The following is a 19,270-nucleotide window of genomic DNA, read 5'->3' as shown; positions in this document are numbered from 1 at the left end:
GGAGGGTAAAATGAACAGTAGTCTTAAGGTAAAGATAATCGGACTTATGGCTCTTTTTATGTGTTGCTTAGTGGCAGTATTATCCTATGTTTCTGTTTCGGGTACGCTTCAGCGGGGGGAAGTCCGTTTGCACGAATACCAGGATATGCTTTATAAACAAAAAACAGATAACATGAAAAATCTTGTTGAATCGATCTCCAGCACTGCTTCCTTAATGTCAGAGGAAGAGGCAAAACAATTTGTGCGTAATACCCGCTATGGCAGTGATGGTTACTTTTTGGTCATTAATACGAATGGCAGTATGGCGGTTCATATTGATCGAGCTTTAGAGGGACAAGCTCTATCAAGCATAAAAGATGCAGAGAATAATGCTTTTTTACTGAAACTTCTTGAACAATGCAAAGAGAAGGGCGAAGGTACAGTACAATATGTTTGGATGAAACCAGGTTCCACAAAAACCGAGTCCAAATTATCCTATGGTAAAACCGTTGGCAAGTGGAATTGGATCGTGGTGACAGGCGTATACCTTGATGACGTGGAGACCGCTGTCCATAAAGAGGAAAACTATATTCAACAAGAGATATGGCATACGGTTGAAAGATATCTGCTGATATCAGCCTTTGCCCTTGTACTTATTATTGCTGTAGCAGGGTTCTTTATTAACCGCTACATAACCCAGCCATTGGCTGGAGCCATTACAAAAGTAAATACTTATGCGGCAAAAATGGATGAAACAGTAACAAACCAGGCAAGTTTTTCTATTGAGCTGTCATCCTCGGTTAGTGAGATTTCTGCAACTATGGAGGAATTTTCCTCTTCGGGTATTTTAATTACCAACCATAGTCAGGGAGTGGCCGATAGCGCTACGCAGACTTTGCAGAGAACCCGGCAAGGAGTTGCCGAGGTTGAAGCATTGATGGAAAAAATGAAGGAAATCTATAGTGATAACCAAGTTAATATTCAGGAGATTGTTGCTTTAGGTCATCGGTCGAAGGAAGTTAACAAAATTATGGAGTTTATTAATAATATTGCTAACCAGACCCGGCTGATTGCCTTTAATGCCGCTCTAGAGGCAGCCAGTGCCGGAGATGCTGGCAAACGTTTTGGGGTAGTTGCTTTGGAAATCAGGCGTTTGGCAGATAGTGTTATGGAATCAACAAAGGAGATCGAAACCAAGATTAATGAAATTGTTGCGGCAGTGAGCCGGCAGGTAGTTGCTTCCGAAAAGAATACCAAAGGGATTGAAGATGGGATGTCTTATTCGGAGCGTACTGTTTCTATTATCTATGACATAGAGAATGCAGCAGATCAGACAACAGATGCCGTTCGCCAAATTGTTCTTTCTATCCAACAGCAGCAAACAGCCGGCGAGCAGGTACTGACGGCATTAAGGCAGATTAAGCAAGGGACAAATGATAATACTGCTATGATACAACAAACAAAAACGATTAGTAAGGAATTGGCTAAGCTGGCCGAGGAACTGGAACGTGTAGTTGATAATGGAAAAAAGGTTGCAGCAGATCAAGCTAGCAGTTAGGCGGGGATTCTATGAATGTTCGGAAGAATTATGTTAGGGTGCTTATCGTGGACGACTGCCCTGTTGTAAGGGAATTTATGATTGGACTATTAGCTGAGGAGTCCGGCATTCAAGTAGTCGGTGAGGCGACAAATGGCGAAGAAGGGGTGAAGCTTGCTTTTCTTCTGCGGCCTGATCTAATTATTATGGATATCGAGATGCCTGTGATGAACGGATTAGAAGCGATTGAAGCCATCATGCAGAATAATCCTACTCCAATAATGGTTGTCACCTCATATGGCGATGCTAGCCTGGCATATGAAGCGGTAAGTAGAGGCGCCTTAGAGGTAGTTGAAAAACCTAGTATCGATTCTGCGCATTGCCAGCAATTTATTCATAAGATAAAATTGCTGGCTGGGGTTAAAGTAATCAAACATATTACTGGAAACAAACAGGTGAGGCAGAACGATATTATAATGGAGCAACGAACAAACCGCCGCTCTAAAGCGGTAGCCATTGCATCCTCATTAGGTGGTTCAAGGGTATTGGAAACTATTCTATCACAACTATCTGCCGACTTTCCGGTTCCTATTGTTGTCGCGCAGCATATTTCTGAAGGTTTTGCAGAAGCATTGGCAGACTGGCTCAATCACAAGACGCCACTTGACGTAAGGGTGGCATCGCAGGCAGAACCATTGACTCCAGGCAGAGTATTAATTATCCCTCCGGAATATAACGCGCAGGTTGGCGTAAACGGAAATATTGAGCTATTACCTTGTTTACCCGGGAACATCTACCATCCTTCTTGTGATATGCTGCTTTCTTCTGTGGCGCAAGTATATCGGGATAGAGCAATAGGTGTAATTCTTACAGGCATGGGGCAGGACGGAGTTAAGGGAATGCAAGCAATTAAAACCGGTGGCGGGGCTACAATAGCTCAAAACGAGCAAACTTCGCTAATCTACAATATGCCCAGACTGGTAATAGAAGGTGGTTTAGCAGATTATGTTGTGGCGGCAAGTGATATTGCAACTACACTGGCTAGGGTGGCTGTCTTATGATAATGCAAGCAAATCGGCTGACAAACCCAGAATTAGAAAAGCTCGGTCTGTTTATTAATCAGCGCTACGGGCTAGAGTTTCGCCAGCAGCGACTGGAACTGCTGCAAGAGGCTGTGCAAAAACGTATTGAGGAATGCGAAGCTTCTACTGTAGGCGAGTATCTGAATTTGCTACAGCAGCATGAAGAAGAAGTATTGCTGCTGATTAACCTTTTAACAGTTCATGAGACATATTTTTTTCGCGAACCGATGCACCTTGATGTTTTGATTAGGCAGGTGATTCCCCGGTTAGTAAGAAACGGGGGGCAATATCCTTTGATTCGCCTGTTAAGTGCTGGTTGCTCAACCGGCGAGGAGGCATATTCCATGGCGATAGCTGCTCTCAAAATGCCTGGTGCGGGAATCAATTGGGACTTCGAAGTAATCGGCGTTGATGTAGATAAGGAAGCGATAAAAAAGGCTCAAGCCGGTTTATACGGCTTTTATTCTTTTCGTTCCTGTCCCAAAGATATCAGAGATAACTATTTTGAGCGAGTATCAAAAGAAAGTTTTGTGATTAAAAGTTTCGTAAAAGAAAAAGTACGGTTTGAATCACTTAATCTATTCGAGCCAGTATATCCGGAGTGGATTTGTAATACGGATATCGTATTTTACCGGAATGTATCCATTTATTTTTCTAAAGAGCAACGGGAAGAGGTATTTCGCCGGTTGGCCGGTTTGCTCAATCACGGTGGCTGCTTATTTCTGAGCTGTACGGAAACTTTATATCATAGCAATAATTTGATGTCACTGGTTAAGAATGGCGAGACATTCTATTACCGAAAGCAAGACAATGACTCAATGGATAGCCGGAAAGCTGATGCAGGGGCGTTAACAGCAATTGATATACAGTACATTGCTCCAGATACATCAAGGAAAAAGTTCACGCCACAGGTAAAAACGCGGCCAGCTATAACTGAGTCAAAAGGGCTGCATTGCAGTCCGCCAAGCAGCAAGCAACACCTACTAATGGATAACAAAGGCGATAGTTGCCAGCAAATCTTAACAGATGCGCTGGAGTTGGTAAAACTCAAAAGATATGATGAAGCCATCGGCCGTCTAGACGAGATCATTGCCGTTGATTCATTTTTCGATCAGGCTTATACATTAAAGGCCAATATTCTCCTTAACCAGCAAAGTGTTGAAGCAGCCATAGAACTTTGTCAGGCAGCGTTGGTGATTGATGCTTTTTGCTTAGAAGCCTATCTGCTGTTAGGCATGGCAGCAAAGCTTACCGGACAAAGGGAAGAGGCGATACAACGGTTTAAGGAAGCCGTGTATGTGTTTCCCGAGTGTTGGCTGGCTCACTTTTTTTTGGCTGAGGTGTATCAACTGCAGGAAGAGAGCGCTTATGCAAAACGGGAATACGAAGTGGCTATGAGAATACTGAGGCAGGGGAACTTTGAAAAGCACGGGTTAAGCTTTTTTTTAGTGCCCTTCCAGTTAGATGACTTTATCCAAGTATGTCAGCACAACATCGCGAAATTGAAGGAGTGAGGCTGCTGCAGCTCTTTATGAAAGGAGGGGGATAGGGGCTATGGCGCTAAATATTAAACTGCTTTCGGCACGATTTGCAGAGGAAGCCGCCAAACATTGCGATCAGATTGAAAAAGAACTACTCGCGCTAGAGGCGGGCGGCTTTGCAAAAGAGGTCCTTGATTCGATTTTTCGGACTGCGCACACGATAAAAGGTGCTGCCAGGATGCTGAAGATGACGGCAATTTCAGAGGTGGCGCATCGAATGGAAGACGTGCTGGAGCTGCTGCGTGATGGACAAAGAAGCCTTTCTAGAGAATTAATGGACCTCTTGTTAAAAGGCGTTGACACTATCCGCCAACTGATTGCTGATGTTGCCGTCGGAAACCCATTGCCAGAATCGTTGCCGCCGGTCTGCTTTGAACTAGTGCAATTGCTTAAGGAAAATGGGCAGCAGGAAAAATGTCCGGTACAGAGCGCTTCTGAGTTAGCAGAAGCGCGTGGTATGGATGAAAAAAAGGAACTCACAGTGATACAACATGATTTTGTCCAAATACGTGCAGAACAGTTGGATGAATTAATCCAGTTGATGGGGGAAATGGTTTCCTACCAGTACCGGAAAAAACAGCAAGCGTATATAGTTCATGATATTATGCGGCTGTCAGAAACAAGTCTTGAGTTAGTATCACTCCCAAATAACAATAATGAGCATGGAGAATATGATCGTAAAGAATTGGCAGGCACGTTAATTGCTCTGCATAGTCAATTGCGGAAGATTCAAGATTCATTACGCAATGATGCTGTAATTGAAAATCTTCTAACCACCGAGCTACAGGAACGGTCTTTGAAAATTCGAATGCTGCCGATAGCAACAGCCTTTGATAAAATTAACCGCGTGGTTAGGGATCTTGCCTATTCAACCGGCAAGGAGATTGAATTTCAGGTTGAGGGGGGAGATACCGAGCTTGACCGTAAAATTATTGAGCAGTTAGGGGATTGTTTACTGCACATGATTCGGAATGCGGTTGATCATGGTATCGAATTGCCGCAAACTCGGGTTATGGCAGGTAAAGACAAGCGGGGAGTCATCCGGCTGTCGGCTTTTTATGATTCAGGGGGAGTTACGATTATACTCCAGGATGACGGGGCCGGAATATCCTTAGATCATATAAAAATGACTGCGATAGAGAAGCGGCTGCTAACAGAAGATGCTGTGGATAAACTGACGGAAATGGAACTACTGGAGTTAATCTTTTTGCCTGGTTTTAGTACAAGCTCCATTATTACCGACATATCTGGGCGTGGTGTAGGGATGAATGTTGTCAGGCAAACAATTACAGATAAGCTCAAGGGATCTGTCAGAATCCAGACACGCGCAGGTGAAGGAACGACTTTTTTACTGAAAGTACCAATTACACTGGCACTTTCCCGAATGTTAATTGTTTCGGCCTCCAGCCATACATTTGCTGTACCTGCATACTCGGTTCAAGAGGTGATAATGGTACCTGCCAGCCAGGTGATCAATGTCGTCGGCAAACGAGCGTTGCGCGTACGTGAGCAACTTGTTCCGCTAGAGGAACTTGAGACTATTTTGAGCTGCCCCCAAGTTGCGAAGCGTGAGCAAAAGGAATTGCAGGTTGTTTTAGTGGCATCAGGCACTGAACGCTTGGCTCTGATTGTTGATGCTATCATCAGTGAAGCTGACATGGTTATAAAATCTTTACCTTCAGCGATAAAGCATCTGGCTCTGATTTCCGGATTTACTGTCGGCAGTAATGATGAAATAATTAGTGTGCTTGGTGTCACGGCATTAATTAAGCAAGCCCGCGAAAATAAGGCTGATATAGGCGATTTTTTTGGAGTTAATTCTCAAAAACAACGCAAAACCATTCTGGTAGTCGATGATTCTGCCAATACAAGAGATATTGTGAAAAGCATCCTTGAGTCCTATGGATACCAGGTGGAGTTAGCTGAGGATGGGCTGGTCGCCATTGAAAAAACTGGCAAAAAAGTATATGATGCTGTTATAACTGACGTAGAAATGCCTAATCTGGATGGATTTAGTCTTACTTTGCATTTGCGCCAGGATGAGCGATATCGGCAAATTCCGGTAATAATCGTAACTTCTCGCGAGAAGGCGGAAGATAAGCGGCGGGGTATTCAGGTCGGTGCTAACGCCTATATTGTGAAAGGTGCGTTTGATCAAAATAATCTTATTGAAACAGTTCAGAATGTAATTGGTCAGTAAGCTTGTGAGGGAAAAATAATGTCCGAGAATAAGAGGTTAATCAGTAAGCGAATGAAATTGCTCCAAGAGGCCTATAGCCGCGAACTTCCGAGCAAAATTGAAGCGCTGGAATACACCTGGCAAGAGTTATTAGTAACAAAAAAAATTGACAAATACATTATTGAGTTAATGCGGGCATTTCACTCAATGGCAGGAACGGCCAGCTCCTTCGGCTATTCGAAAGTGGGGGAGTACGCTCGCGACGGGGAAAGTGTGCTAAAAGCAATCCTTGGCTCCTGCCAGATATCTGCAGACGCGGAAAATACAATGCAGCATTGCATTAAGGGTATGAAAGCAGTGGTGGAAGCCGCAGAATCGCAGGAGAATTACGAAGTGGAGCTGGGCATCTCGCAAACACGGCTAGAGTGTGACTGCCAGACACGCAAGACTGTGATTATGGTAGACGATGATGAGCATTTTTTAGCAAATTTAGCGTTTCAGTTAGAGTGTTTTGGCTATAAGGTTTTCAAGTTTCATCGACTGCAGGAAGTGGAGGAAGCTTTGCCCCAATTAGAGCCTGCCGGTATTATTATGGATATGGTTTTTCCCGAAGGTGAGATTGCCGGTGCTGATGCTGTTAGGCGGCTTAGGACAATGAAATCATACCATATTCCAGTTATATTTTTGTCACGACGAAATGATATTCATTCCAGGCTGGCAGCCGTTAAAGTTGGGAGTGATGCCTATTTCGTGAAACCTGTCCGCCCTATTGATTTGGTCGACAAATTAGACAATCTGACAAAGGCGGAAGAACCAGAGCTTTGCCGGGTGTTGATTGTTGATGATGATAAAATTATGGCCGACTATCACGCGGCTTTATTAGAACTAAATGGAATGAAAACATTTACCTTGCGGGATTCTCTGCAAATCCTGGAGTATTTGAGTATATTTAATCCGGATCTGATTTTGCTGGATTTAAACATGCCGGAATGTAATGGCTATGAAATTGCTAAGCTAATTCGCCAGGTTCCCGCCTATTTTCGGATTCCGATTGTGTTTCTTTCCGGAGAAAAAAATCTTGAATTGCAAATGCAGGCAATGGCAACAGGCGGAGACGACTTTATCACTAAACCTGTTCAGCCTGAACATTTTATTTGCTCAGTGAGGCTGCGGGCTGAACGTATGCGAATGCTTCGTCAGTACATGGAGCGCGATGGTTTAAGCGGCTTATATAATCACTCGGTTATGAAACAACATATTGAACGGTTGTTTTTGCAAGCCTTACGCACGAATAATCCGATCACGCTTGCAATGATTGATTTAGACAGTTTTAAAAATGTGAATGACACTTATGGGCATGTTGCGGGTGATATGGTGATTTTGAGTATTGCCAGGCTGCTGGAACAGCGCTTACGCGGCACTGATATTATTGGTCGTATGGGTGGTGAAGAGTTTGCGGTAATCATGCCCAATACCCCTGTTGGCTACGCCTACAAAGTCATAGAGGAAATACGGGCAAAGTTTGAAAGTATGTGTCATGAATCTGTAAATGGTACGTTTCATGCGACATTTAGTTGCGGACTTGCGGGTTTGCCTGGATATACTGATCCCACCGGTCTATACAATGCGGCAGATAAAGCTCTATACGAGGCCAAGGCTTTGGGTAGGAACTTAATTCATATGGCCCCCACTAATGATGAATCAATAATGAAGGGGGTGAACTGATTGGGAAGAAAATTACTGCTTATTGAAGATGACAGCTTTATGCGGGAAATGATCGCCTTGGTATTAGCAACAGAAAATTATGAAGCTAGTGGTGTTGAAAGCGGTACAGAAGCGTTACGATTGTTGCGTGAATGTGGCGAGTATGATGCAGTAATATCAGATATGTATTTGCCAGATACCGATGGACTTAAACTCTTTGAACAAATAAATGATGGCTGGCCTGGTCTGCGATTTCTGATTTTGACCAGTGAAACTGATAGAAATATTGTTAGGAAAGCAATCAGTTTGGGAATCACGTATATTCCAAAAGACGAAAATTTTGCAGAGTCAATCTTGGCTGCGTTAAGGAAATAGAGAGCATAGCTTATTTGAAGTGAGAACTAGCAGCCTAAATGTGGTTACTAGTTCTTTGTAGTGTGTACGCAAATAGGTGAATTTTGCAATTGAAAACAGGTAGGTGAACAAAATGGCAGAAGGATTTTTTGCCGATACGGTATTTATGAATGGAGTAGTATATACTGCTGATACACAGGAGAATGTTTATCAAGCAATCGCTATTAAGGGCGATAAGATACTCTTTATTGGTAATAATGAGCAAACAGCCATGTATATTGGTGAAGACACCAAAAGAATTGACTTAAAAGGGAGGATGGTAATCCCGGGGATGATTGACAGCCACATTCATCCACCAGGGATTGCGCTGTCTGAACTTTATGAGGTGCAATTATTTGGAATCAACAGCCTGGAAGGATATGTAGCGGCGGTAAAAGACTTTATTAATTGTCATCCAGGGACAAAGGCTATTTTTGGTCAGGGCTGGTTATGGAGCGCTTTTGAGGGGGAAGAAGTAAACAAAGGACCACGGAAGGAGCACCTGGATGCAGTAGCGCCCGATATCCCCGTAATATTACGGGCTATGGATGGTCACAGTTGGTGGGTTAATTCCAAGGCGTTAGCTGTTAGTGGTATAACTCGGGATACCGAGGCACCTGACGGTGGCATCATTGAAAAAGATATAACTGGTGAATTATGGGGAACTGTGAAGGAAAGCGCCATATCTCTCATAATTCAGCCGGAATATACCTTGGAACAATATGTACAAGCTATGCATGCATTTCAAAGCAAAATGCACAGCTTTGGAATTACAGGTATCCTTAGTATTATGGGGCGGTTCACTGATATAATCTTACAAGCGTGGAATCATTTAGAGAAGCAAGGAAGTTTGGCGCTCCACGTCCGCGGAGCGATTATGATCCAGCCCCAGGACAATTTACTTAGCCAGTTTGAGGATATTGACAGGCTTAAGAAAAAGCATCATTCCCCCAATTTTCAGATAACGACAGCGAAGTTTTTTGCTGATGGTGTTGTTGAAGGCGGAACAAGCTGCTTATTAGAACCTTATACCTTAGAGACTGGAAAAGGCTCTAATTATTATGGAAGATTTCTATGGGACATGGAAATGCTTGATCAGGCATTTTGCCAGGCAAACCAGCGAGGCTTGCAGATTCATGTTCACTCGACCGGAGATGCAGCAACGCGAAGGGTTCTGGATGCTTTAGAAGAGGTTCAGGAAAAGGTTTCTCCTGGAGATTTTCGCAATACTATCACCCACCTGCAGCTTGTCGATCAAGACGATATTCTACGGTTTAAACAACTAAAGGTTATTGCCAGTGTTCAGCCCTATTGGCATTTCAAAGGACCAAACTGGTGGCAATATGTTGATTACCGCCTTTTAGGGGAACGGGCAAAACACGAGTATCCGCTGCGATCCTTTATAAATCAAGGTGTAATTATTGCATCTTCCTCCGATTACTCCATTACCCCTGTACCCAATCCATTATTTGCCATTGAAGTGGGGGCTACGCGTAATATTTACAATGGCCGGGCATTTGGCGTGGAGGATATAACCGATATGGATGACGGCCGGTATTTGCTAAATAAAGATGAACGGGTATCGGTAGCGGAAATGATAAAAAGTTTTACGATTAACGGCGCTTTTACGTTATTTATTGATCAAGAAACAGGTTCTATCGAGGTGGGTAAGCAGGCTGATCTCGTCGTTCTTGATCAGGATTTGCTCTCGATAAATCCTGTTGATATTGATAAGGTGAAAGTGTGTATGACTTTTTTTGCCGGAAATCTGGTGTATAATCGGGGAGAAATGGAAGAAGACCCAAAGACCGCCCTGTAGCCACCTCATTCTTAAGCCCATTAGTCTTGTATGAAAGTACCCATAACCAGCTCTTTGCTAAGTTATGGGTACTTTCTATGCTTACAAATAAAAAAAACGTCAGATGCCTGTTGCTAAGGCTGACGAAGTACTTTTCGTAGTTTAATAGCAACCTGGCAATCGTAGAATATTACATCCTTTAGATCCATGGCTTTGCGTCCTTATTTTTCAATAAGTTTGCCAATATTTTTTTATTAATGGATGCTCGCTTTTTTTGTGGTGTCATGCAGTGTTTGCTTCATCCAGTAATGTGACAATCTCAAGATTCCTGTTTCTTTCCAGATCAATTAAAGTGCCACATTCCAATTGGACTACAGGTCTTACCCTTAATAGATCATTCATGAGTACTATTTTTGCCTTCCTGCCGTCACTTAGTAGCACCGAACTCCCGACAAGAAATCTACGAAGGTGTGCCAAAAAGGTTAGGCAGATTTGAGGATTAAGCTTATCATACATTTGTTCAAGAATAATCTCAACAATGGAAAACGGTGGCATTTTAGGCCGGTAAACCCTTTCTGTATTCATAGCGTCATACATATCGGCAATAGCTACAATTTTAGCGTAAATATGTATTTCTCTGCCAGATATGCCCAGGGGATACCCGCAACCGTCTTCCCGCTCATGATGCTGGAATATTCCCAACTTGACCTCTTCCGGTATTTCAGAGCAATCGGCCAATAGGTGATAGCCGTGAGCAGGGTGTGTTCTAATGATTGCCATCTCTTCCGTGGAAAGCTTCCCAGGTTTATCTAGTATTGCTTCAGGAATCAAGGCTTTACCAATATCATGCAACAGCCCCGTCAATATAATGTCTTTCAACTTTTGCTCGGTAAACCCCAGCCATTTGCCAAGAACTCCAGAAAGTATTGCAACATTGAGAGAGTGTTTAAAGGTGTACTCATTGTGGGCCTTAATATTATATAAGTCATCTATGACACCTACGATATTGACGATAAGTTCAATATACTTGTCAACTAATTCCTTACACTCTGCGATCGGTACTTCTTTGAAAGCCCTGGCTTTTTCAAAAGTTTTCGCAACCGTTCCAAGGGTTTCATTATAAATACAAAAAAATCGCCGCTGTGAGGGACGGTTTTTGTAGGGTAATACTATGCTGACCTGCATTATTCGCCAGTTGCCGAGATTTTCGATAAACTCTTTTGTAAGAAATACACCTTGCTCTAGCAGAAGTTGCCCTGTATCAGAAATAACCGCTTGCGCAACTACCATGCCTGGCTTAAGTTCTTCCACCCGTAATAAATGTTGGTTTGAAAACATCTGATCCTCCGTTCAATAAAATAGTACCAGTTGTCCTTGGTTTTGACAAATGATGCATTGTTAATTGTCAGATTGATCGAAGACAAGAAATGTTTCTATTCATCGTCGACTAATTTATTATAGACAAACTATTAATTTCCATTAAATACTATGTTTCCTAATTAGTCAACAAATAAATTTGATCGGTCATCTAAACGAAGGATACGGAGCAATGTATTACTTGTAAAACAAAATCAAGCCTCAGCCCCCTAGCTATGAAGGGCTGAGGCTTGGTTGAAGTAGTTAAAGAACTATCTCCGGTTGGCTTTTTCCTTAACATCTGCTCTTGCTTGTTTCATGCCGTTTACGCTGCCAAACATCTTGTTGATTTTTTCCTGCTCACGCTGGCGTGAGTTCAGCCCTTGATATTTCAGCTCGGTCTGAAGCTTGTTGTAGCTGCCAAGACGCTCGGCAGAAATAAGGCTTTTTTCAATGGCCTCCCTCACTGCGCAACCTGGTTCGGTTTGATGCGCACAATCACTAAAGCGGCAGGTTTGTGCCAGTTGCTCTATATCAGCAAAAGACTTAGATAGGTCAGCTCGTTCTATTTGCAACTCACGCATACCAGGCGTGTCGATCACCACGCCGCCGTTCGGAAGAGCAATCAGCTGTCTGTGGGTTGTCGTATGCCTGCCCTTATCATCCTCGCCAATTGCCTTTGTCGTAAGTAACTCTTCGCCCAGCATACGGTTGATTAATGTGGATTTACCCACGCCGGATGAGCCGATGAAAGCCACCGTTTTACCTTTGCCGATATATTTGTTTACCGCTTTATATCCATCGTCGCTGATGCTTGTGGTTACAAGTACATCTACCCCAATGGACACAGAATAGACTTCTGGCAGTTTGGTTGATATATCGCCGCACAAGTCGGATTTTGTCAGTACTACAACAGGTGTGGCCATGCTGTCCCACGCAATAGATAGGTATCTTTCTAACCGCCGCAGATTAAAATTATTATTCAGCGACATGCAAATAAAAACAGTGTCAATGTTAGCAGCTACGGGCTGGCTTTGATGGGACGTACCTGCCGCCTTGCGCTCAAAAACACTTTTACGGCGAAGAATGTGGTGAATGATGGAATTTCCGCCGTTGTCATCAACGCGATCGACCATAACCCAGTCGCCGACAACAGGATAATCTGAGTTATCCTTAGCCATAAATCCCAGCTTCCCCGAAATCTCAGCCTGTATTTCACCATTCTCGGTAAAGATCTTGTATAAATCCTTATGTTGTACTGATACTCTAGCAAGGTATAAGCCTTCATACATGGTAGCTTCCTGCTCAAAACGGTCAGTTAGTCCAACTCTATATAAATTTTCCTTAGTCATTTTTTTGTCCTCCCGAATTGTATTGCTGCTTGATAGCGGGGGGGAGGGCAGATCGTCTTCTACTCTGCGAGCACCTCCCCGCATGAGACAGACTCAGCATTATATGATTTAAACATAAAGTTCAGCTCCTTTCACGTTGTTTTATTATATCACACTAGGCATCTTCGTCATTACCAAGCAAGCCTCCCAGCCCGCCAAGAACAGCTCCGCCTAAAACCGTCTTGCCCAAGAGGCTGCCTTCTTCTTTTGAGCCACCCTGTCTCGGCGCCGCAGCCAGCATCCGGCCAGCTAACCGCGAGAATGGCAATGACTGCAACCATATCTTGCCTGGCCCGCGCAAGACGGCAAAGAATAATCCCTCACCGCCAAATAAAGCGGTTTTAATATTTCCGGCTTGTTGTATCTCAAACTGCACACAAGGCTCAAAAGCTACTATGCAGCCGGTGTCAACATGGAGAATTTCACCAGATTGGAGCTGGCGTTCAACAATCGTTCCTCCTGCATGCATAAATGCCAAGCCATCTCCTTCGAGTTTCTGCATGATAAACCCTTCGCCACCGAATAAGCCAGTCATTATTTTACGTTGAAAGTGAACGCCAACAGCAACCCCTTTGGCTGCACACAAAAAGCTGTCTTTTTGACATATAATTGTGCCGCCGATTTGCGGCAGATGGACAGGGATAATATTCCCCGGATAAGGCGCACCAAAAGCAGCCTTTGCCTTAGTATGCCCCTGATTCGTAAATACGGTCATAAATAGACTTTCGCCTGTAAGCAGTCGTTTACCGGCTCCGACCAACTTATCAAAAAGACCGCCCCGGCTGCTTTTTACTGAGCCATCGCCAAACACAGTATCCATATCGATTGTGCTCTCTTTGTACATCATTGCTCCGGCTTCAGCAATAACACTTTCGCCAGGATCAAGCTCTACTTCCACAAACTGCATTTCTGTGCCAAGAATCTTGTATTCAATTTCATCAGCACTACACCTGCCGGTATTCCAGCTCATCAAAGTATCCCCCCATTTTTTTCTATACTATAAGGAAAATAATACCATAATTTTAAATTTTAATATAGGTGTTATGCCCCTATTATCAGGGTAATCTGCCTGTTCTCTTGGGTATAAGTGGCTAGTTCCTAGAAGTGTTCGACGAAACTTCCTCGCTTTATCTAAAGGGGATTTTTTGGATAATGGAGAAACTTAATATAAGGTGAGGGCAATAATATAAACCACTATTTGGAGTATAATCTGTATAATAATGGTAATGCCCAATGATAAACCTCATATAGCTTAAAAATTATATAAGGGAGTATGAAATGAGCAAACCGATTGTTTTAGCTATTGCTTTAGGTATACTACTACTGTTTGGCTGGGCGATTAAACATTTTTATTTTTCTGAAGCTCCTTCTACGGAATCGCTAACTACAGAGCCTGTAATCGTCACCCCGCCTTCGCCTGCTATTAATGATATAAAAAGCGAGCAGGAGTTGAAGCCTGCCGAACCTTCCTCTAAGGGGGACGGAGGAGAGTTTGGGCCGCAGCGTATTGTAGTGGATAAGGCAGTAAGAGCAGACGATAATCCAGCGGATTTGTCTGATCATACCATGTCAATAAAGCGGGTTGAGAAAAAAGGGGTTGAAATTATGCCCGGCGTAAATGTGAAAAGCGGGGTTGTTCATATTCAGTTAGATCAAGACAATAGCAGGTCAATTGAGGTGGAACGCAACCCTTCTAATTCTAATTCCGAGTATCAGGTGATCCTGAAAAAGAAATTCTAGTATGGACGAGTTCAAATATATTAATAATCTCTATGAGGTAGGGTAAGTATATGGTAAAGTCATGGAAAAGTTTTGCAGTCGGGGCTATATCCATGTTGGTGTTTATAGTAGCTGGATATATGGTTTTTTCAGGGATGGAAAAGAATTTTACTACCCCTGAAAACCGGGTAGAAAATCCGGAAAGCCTTTCTAATATAATTACCATCACACCCCTGCCGTCTTTACGGATTATTCGGGGAAGTGAGGTACCTTTCGAAGGCAGTATAGAATTACGGCAAGCGATTGCTGGGAGATTTGCCCAAAATTTAGCTATTGTCAACTTTCAAGCTACCGGTGAGCACGCCGAAAAATCGGCCATTAAAATTGTATGGGAAAATGGCGAGGTTGAAAAAGTTTATCCTGGTACAAAGGATAAGAAGTTTGCACCTGAAAGAAGAGCTTCAGCCATTTCGGTATTGGGATACAGCATGCATGAACGGCGTATTTTTGGCGATTCTAGCCGTAAAGGCACGCTAACCTGGGAAATTCGTTATGAACCGATTGAATGAATAAAGCATTTTTATCGTTCAGTAGTAAGCAGTTTTACCCCTAACAGCAAATAAATGCCTCCGCAGATTTTATTCATCATAGTAGCTGCTTTATTGCTCTGACGGAGAAAGGTTGTTACGCCAGAGGAAAAGAAGACTAAGCTTAGGCACCAAAGGGTGCCGGTGGTTAAGAAGGTTATTCCTAAGATTATAAAGGGTACAATGCCAAAGCTGTTATGCGGATCAATAAACTGGGGCATAAAGGACAGAAAAAAGAGGGCAACTTTAGGATTGAGTACATTAGTTAGTAGCCCTTGCAGGTAAATGTCTTGATTGGACATGGCATTCCCGGTTGGTGAAGCCAGATTGTTATTCTTATCGAGCAGAGTGGTGACTCCCAGGTAGGCAAGATAGAGAGCACCGGCTGTTTTGACAACCAGAAATGCTAGAGCCGATTGCGTTAGTAGGACAGATAGTCCCAGTGCTGCCAGCAAAGTGTGGACCGCGCAGCCGGAACTGATACCTAGAACAGAGTAAATACCTGCTCTGCGGCCTTGTGAAATGCTGCGACCTAAAATGTAGAGAGTATCTGACCCTGGGGTAATATTAAGAATAATGCCCGCAATAACAAACATTTCGTAGTGAACGATACCAAACATTTCTATCACTTCCTTAATTATACTTAATAGTTCTATTTTATGGCTAGGCGATACGATAAGCAATAGTTTCAATCATCGCTAAAAAAAATATGCGCAAGTTAATGATATACAAAATCTGTAAAATCCTATAACCCATCAAGGAAAAAATGCTAATAACGTAGAATGTAGATTTATTAGTATTTTTAACTTATGAGGTGTTCGCCGTCATGATGTTATATAAATACCTTGCTCCGGAGAGAATCGATGTTTTACAGAAGTGTTTGCTACGGTATACACAGCCAGGGGCATTTAATGATCCTTTTGAAGTTACACCATATGTTAGCAAACTTGCTGAAAAACGAGAGGCACAATCTATGCTTGAAAAAGCGGCCCCTGAAGCAATTCGACAAGTGTATCAAGAGTCGCCCCCTGAGTTTCGCGCAATCATATCCTATGAAACATTTTGCGAACTTGCCAAACAAAAAATTGCTGGCAGTTCTGACCTCATTTTCGGGATGATAGAAATTTTCACGCCAATCATACGGCAGCTGTTTGCTGGCAAGTTCAACGAAATGCTTGGGATTTTATCTCTTTCGGAGAAACCGGATAATCTCCTCATGTGGGCTCATTACTCTGGGTGCCATGAAGGGTATGTCATCGGCTTTGATTCTGAGCATCCTTACTTTCACGATAAGCAGGACCCCAAGGATGATCTTGGTCATTTGCGAAAAGTTGAGTACCGTGAGACTCGTGCGGTTACACCTGTGATTGACCCAGCAGGTGTGGAGGTTTTTCTGGTAAAGAGTAGCCAATGGGCGTATGAGCAGGAATGGAGAATTGTGCGTCCTCTACAAGACGCACAAGGGATTATTGAGGCTGAGCCCTTTTCTATTCACCTTTTCCAGTTTCCGGGAGCGGCAGTCCGAGAGGTTATTCTTGGCTGCAGAATGCATGAAGAAAAAAAGAGAGATACTATTTCGCTCATATCATCTGAACCACACTTTCAGCATGTTCGCATACTACAGGCTGATCCTGACGAAATGGAATTTAAAATGAATTTTCGCCATTTGACGAGTTAGTAACCAGCAAAATGTGTAATATATCAGCGGAAAAACTGAAAAATGCAGCTAAAACGTAACATTGTGCACTTAATCCATTCTTGAAGCAAAGACACTTGACTTAAAGCTGCGTACACGGTATAATCAATCTAAATTAATATTCAACATGATGAACAGGAAGCCGAATGGAAGGTGTTCAGAGAGCCGGCGGTTGGTGAGAGCCGGTACATCGAACAGGAAGGTTCCGCCTGGGAGTGGCTGGTGAAGAATCAGAATGGGATCCGCCCGATATAGCGGCTAAAGTTGGCCGGAAGGCAACATGGGTGGCAACGCGGGAAGTAGTTCTCGTCCCTAATGGGATGAGGACTTTTGTTTTTTGCAGCACCATGGTTCGTTTTCGGTCTAAGCTGGGTGGCAACGCGGGTGAAAACTCGCCCCAATTATCATGGGGTGAGTTTTTTTATTTTTCACCTGCAGTAAGTGCAACTAAGGTTTCGGCTGCATAAGGGACTGGTGAAAGCCATGCTCCTGATGCAGCAAACAAGCTTATAATAGCAATTACAAAAAAATGGAGGTAAGTGTATGAAAGTGTTGATTTCTGAACCGATCGCTCAAAAAGGTATTGAGAAACTTATTGAAGAAGGAGCGATAGTTGATGTAAAGACTAGTCTGACACGGCAGGAATTGCTGGAGGTCATTGGTGGTTATGACGGACTTATTGTTAGAAGCAATACTATGGTCAATGAAGAACTATACAAAAAGGCTACTCAACTAAAGGTAGTGGGGCGTGCCGGTAACGGAGTCGATAATATAGATATGGATGGTGCTACGAAACGTGGTATCATTGTTGTTAATACACCTGAATCCAACGTCGTTTCGGCATGCGAGCTTACGATTGGCTTACTGCTTGCCACCTGCCGCAACATTCCGCAGCTGCATAACCGGCTGCAGGAGCGGGTTTGGGATCGATCCGGCCTTAAGGGGATAGAATTACAGGGTAAAACAGTAGGCATTGTGGGTTTAGGGCGGATAGGGTCTTTAGTAGCAACCCGTTTGAAGTCGTTTGGAATGAACATTATTGCCTATGATCCCTACATCAGTGATACACGGTTTAAGCACTTGGGCGTAGAGAAAAAGGAAAAACTGGCCGACTTGATGAAAGCAGCTGATATTCTTACCGTACACACTCCGAAAACAGAGGAAACATATGGTATCATTGGCAAAGAACAGTTTAAAATTGCGAAAAAAGGGCTTGTAGTTATCAACTGTGCCCGGGCTGGGATTGTGAATGAGGAGGCGCTTGGGGAAGCCCTAAAAGAAAAAAATGTTGCTAGAGCAGGGATTGACGTTCCTGAAGGGGAACCGCAGGCTACTTCGCTGCTGCTTGATTATGAGAATGTCATTATTACGCCTCATGCCGGCGCTGACACTCTAGAGGCACAGGATAATGTAGGGATCACCATAGCCCAGGAGGTCGTTTCGGCGCTGCGCGGAGAAATGGTACCTAACGCTGTAAATCTCCCTACTCTCCCTACAAGGGAATTAGAAACTGTCAAAGCGTATTTGCGCTTAGGTGAGACATTGGGTAAAATGTATTACCAATTGGAAAAAGAGGCAGTTGAAAAAGTAGAGATTATCTATAGAGGAGAGGTAGCTGCACTTGAAACCTCAGTTATCTCCTTGGCTATACTGAAAGGTCTCTTTGAACCAGTTCTTAAGGAGCGGATCAATTATGTTAATGCTAATGTCATTGCCAAAAGCAGAGGTGTTACTGTAACTGAAATCAAAGAGTCTGCAGTGGATAATTATCTGACTTTAATTACTGTTAAAGTTATTTCTAAGAACATGGAGTTTACAATCAGCGGCACTGTCTTTGGAAAAGGTGAAATGAGGATTAGTGAAATTAACGGCTATGAATTTGATGTCAATCCCACGCCTTATATGCTGATTGCTGAAAACATGGATAAACCAGGTGTTGTCGGTCAGCTAGGAACCCTATTAGGCGTTGGTAAAGTCAATATTGCTACGATGCAGCTCGGACGGAAGCTTACAGATAGCCGCGCTATGATGGTATTGACTGTTGATTCGGAAATTGCCAAAGAGACGTTGGAGTTCCTAAGCGGTGTTGAAGGCATTATCAAAGCCCGCTTTGTAAAACTATAGTCTTTACCCAAAAAAGCAAAAATAACGGCTACAAGGCAGAAAACTTGTGCCGCTATTTTTGTTTTGAGAAAGTGATAGAAATTCTTTTTGAAGGAGGAAGCCACGTGGTTCAATCAGTGTCGCCTCAGTCCATCGAAGAATTGCAGCAAGTGCTGCGGACATCATCTGATACTGACCGTCCGAC

Annotated in this window: 17 protein-coding genes and 1 riboswitch; of the genes, 12 read left to right on the top strand and 5 right to left on the bottom strand. The window is 43.3% G+C overall.

The annotated features are described in order from the left end of the window. Positions 1–10: 10 nt before the first annotated feature. The 7 genes from B9A22_RS14175 (at position 11) to B9A22_RS14145 (ending at position 10,234) form a co-directional block, all read left to right on the top strand. The gene (locus B9A22_RS14175; protein ID WP_084576432.1) at positions 11–1,537 is read left to right on the top strand and encodes a methyl-accepting chemotaxis protein; all 1,527 of its coding nucleotides are present in this window, start codon (positions 11–13) and stop codon (positions 1,535–1,537) included. Positions 1,538–1,548: 11 nt separating this feature from the next. Beyond that, positions 1,549–2,577, top strand: coding sequence for a chemotaxis-specific protein-glutamate methyltransferase CheB (gene cheB / locus B9A22_RS14170; RefSeq protein WP_084576430.1), 1,029 nt, complete (start codon positions 1,549–1,551; stop codon positions 2,575–2,577). After that, positions 2,574–4,112, top strand: coding sequence for a CheR family methyltransferase (locus B9A22_RS14165; RefSeq protein ID WP_084576428.1), 1,539 nt, complete (start codon positions 2,574–2,576; stop codon positions 4,110–4,112). Before cheB ends, B9A22_RS14165 begins: the two co-directional genes overlap by 4 nt. 40 nt (positions 4,113–4,152) lie before the next feature. After that, positions 4,153–6,339, top strand: coding sequence for a hybrid sensor histidine kinase/response regulator (locus tag B9A22_RS14160; RefSeq protein ID WP_084576426.1), 2,187 nt, complete (start codon positions 4,153–4,155; stop codon positions 6,337–6,339). An 18-nt stretch (positions 6,340–6,357) separates the two neighbouring features. Further along, entirely contained in the window at positions 6,358–8,043 is a 1,686-nt protein-coding gene (locus tag B9A22_RS14155; protein WP_084576424.1) for a GGDEF domain-containing response regulator, read from the top strand. After that, positions 8,044–8,397: a response regulator gene (locus B9A22_RS14150; protein ID WP_084576422.1), complete on the top strand. Its 354-nt coding sequence runs from the start codon at positions 8,044–8,046 to the stop codon at positions 8,395–8,397. 112 nt (positions 8,398–8,509) lie between these two features. Beyond that, a complete protein-coding gene (locus B9A22_RS14145) occupies positions 8,510–10,234 on the top strand; it encodes an amidohydrolase (RefSeq protein WP_084576420.1) in 1,725 nt (574 codons plus the stop codon). 143 nt (positions 10,235–10,377) lie between these two features. Next, positions 10,378–10,465, bottom strand: a riboswitch (cyclic di-GMP riboswitch). 30 nt (positions 10,466–10,495) lie between these two features. Here the strand turns inward: B9A22_RS14145 and B9A22_RS14140 are convergent. The 3 genes from B9A22_RS14140 to B9A22_RS14130 form a co-directional block, all read right to left on the bottom strand. Beyond that, positions 10,496–11,551: an HD-GYP domain-containing protein gene (locus B9A22_RS14140; protein WP_084576418.1), complete on the bottom strand. Its 1,056-nt coding sequence runs from the start codon at positions 11,549–11,551 to the stop codon at positions 10,496–10,498. A gap of 290 nt (positions 11,552–11,841) precedes the next feature. Next, the gene (gene rsgA, locus B9A22_RS14135; RefSeq protein WP_084576416.1) at positions 11,842–12,921 is read right to left on the bottom strand and encodes a ribosome small subunit-dependent GTPase A; all 1,080 of its coding nucleotides are present in this window, start codon (positions 12,919–12,921) and stop codon (positions 11,842–11,844) included. Positions 12,922–13,075: 154 nt separating this feature from the next. Further along, positions 13,076–13,930 carry a TIGR00266 family protein gene (locus tag B9A22_RS14130; RefSeq protein WP_084576414.1) on the bottom strand — a complete coding sequence of 285 codons (855 nt, stop codon included), beginning with the start codon at positions 13,928–13,930 and terminating at the stop codon, positions 13,076–13,078. 308 nt (positions 13,931–14,238) lie between these two features. Between B9A22_RS14130 and B9A22_RS14125 the strand changes: the two genes are divergently transcribed. Together B9A22_RS14125 and B9A22_RS14120 are read left to right on the top strand one after the other, a co-directional pair. Further along, positions 14,239–14,700 (top strand): hypothetical protein, encoded by a 462-nt coding sequence (locus B9A22_RS14125; protein WP_084576412.1) that lies wholly within the window; start codon positions 14,239–14,241, stop codon positions 14,698–14,700. Positions 14,701–14,750: 50 nt separating this feature from the next. Continuing rightward, positions 14,751–15,248, top strand: a complete 498-nt coding sequence (locus B9A22_RS14120) for a hypothetical protein (RefSeq protein ID WP_084576410.1) — start codon at positions 14,751–14,753, stop codon at positions 15,246–15,248. Positions 15,249–15,259: 11 nt separating this feature from the next. Here the strand turns inward: B9A22_RS14120 and B9A22_RS14115 are convergent, their stop codons facing one another. Then, positions 15,260–15,886, bottom strand: coding sequence for a LysE family translocator (locus B9A22_RS14115; protein ID WP_084576408.1), 627 nt, complete (start codon positions 15,884–15,886; stop codon positions 15,260–15,262). A gap of 206 nt (positions 15,887–16,092) precedes the next feature. Between B9A22_RS14115 and B9A22_RS14110 the strand changes: the two genes are divergently transcribed. The 3 genes from B9A22_RS14110 (at position 16,093) to serA (ending at position 19,086) form a co-directional block, all read left to right on the top strand. Then, positions 16,093–16,944: a DUF2971 domain-containing protein gene (locus tag B9A22_RS14110; RefSeq protein ID WP_084576406.1), complete on the top strand. Its 852-nt coding sequence runs from the start codon at positions 16,093–16,095 to the stop codon at positions 16,942–16,944. 233 nt (positions 16,945–17,177) lie between these two features. Then, complete coding sequence (locus B9A22_RS14105; RefSeq protein ID WP_084576404.1) at positions 17,178–17,429, top strand: hypothetical protein; 252 nt, start codon at positions 17,178–17,180, stop codon at positions 17,427–17,429. 76 nt (positions 17,430–17,505) lie between these two features. Continuing rightward, complete coding sequence (serA, locus tag B9A22_RS14100; protein ID WP_084576402.1) at positions 17,506–19,086, top strand: phosphoglycerate dehydrogenase; 1,581 nt, start codon at positions 17,506–17,508, stop codon at positions 19,084–19,086. Between the two features lie 3 nt (positions 19,087–19,089). Here the strand turns inward: serA and B9A22_RS25865 are convergent. Further along, positions 19,090–19,270: hypothetical protein (locus tag B9A22_RS25865; protein WP_217805961.1), on the bottom strand; the 181-nt coding region annotated here is incomplete at its 5' end.

It is taken from the genome of Sporomusa malonica (assembly GCF_900176355.1).
In the GTDB taxonomy this organism is placed as follows: domain Bacteria; phylum Bacillota; class Negativicutes; order Sporomusales; family Sporomusaceae; genus Sporomusa; species Sporomusa malonica.
Note: the sequence above shows the minus strand (reverse complement) of the source record. Positions and strands in the feature narration are given on the sequence as shown.

Excerpts from the sequence above, each read along its gene's own strand:
- B9A22_RS14115 (WP_084576408.1), bottom strand. The coding sequence starts at position 15,886 with ATGTTTGGTATCGTTCACTACGAAATGTTTGTTATTGCGGGCATTATT.
- B9A22_RS14175 (WP_084576432.1), top strand. The coding sequence starts at position 11 with ATGAACAGTAGTCTTAAGGTAAAGATAATCGGACTTATGGCTCTTTTT.
- B9A22_RS14120 (WP_084576410.1), top strand. The coding sequence starts at position 14,751 with ATGGTAAAGTCATGGAAAAGTTTTGCAGTCGGGGCTATATCCATGTTG.
- B9A22_RS14140 (WP_084576418.1), bottom strand. The coding sequence starts at position 11,551 with ATGTTTTCAAACCAACATTTATTACGGGTGGAAGAACTTAAGCCAGGC.
- B9A22_RS14145 (WP_084576420.1), top strand. The coding sequence starts at position 8,510 with ATGGCAGAAGGATTTTTTGCCGATACGGTATTTATGAATGGAGTAGTA.
- B9A22_RS14160 (WP_084576426.1), top strand. The coding sequence starts at position 4,153 with ATGGCGCTAAATATTAAACTGCTTTCGGCACGATTTGCAGAGGAAGCC.
- cheB (WP_084576430.1), top strand. The coding sequence starts at position 1,549 with ATGAATGTTCGGAAGAATTATGTTAGGGTGCTTATCGTGGACGACTGC.
- rsgA (WP_084576416.1), bottom strand. The coding sequence starts at position 12,921 with ATGACTAAGGAAAATTTATATAGAGTTGGACTAACTGACCGTTTTGAG.
- B9A22_RS14130 (WP_084576414.1), bottom strand. The coding sequence starts at position 13,930 with ATGAGCTGGAATACCGGCAGGTGTAGTGCTGATGAAATTGAATACAAG.
- B9A22_RS14125 (WP_084576412.1), top strand. The coding sequence starts at position 14,239 with ATGAGCAAACCGATTGTTTTAGCTATTGCTTTAGGTATACTACTACTG.
- B9A22_RS14155 (WP_084576424.1), top strand. The coding sequence starts at position 6,358 with ATGTCCGAGAATAAGAGGTTAATCAGTAAGCGAATGAAATTGCTCCAA.
- serA (WP_084576402.1), top strand. The coding sequence starts at position 17,506 with ATGAAAGTGTTGATTTCTGAACCGATCGCTCAAAAAGGTATTGAGAAA.
- B9A22_RS14110 (WP_084576406.1), top strand. The coding sequence starts at position 16,093 with ATGATGTTATATAAATACCTTGCTCCGGAGAGAATCGATGTTTTACAG.
- B9A22_RS14165 (WP_084576428.1), top strand. The coding sequence starts at position 2,574 with ATGATAATGCAAGCAAATCGGCTGACAAACCCAGAATTAGAAAAGCTC.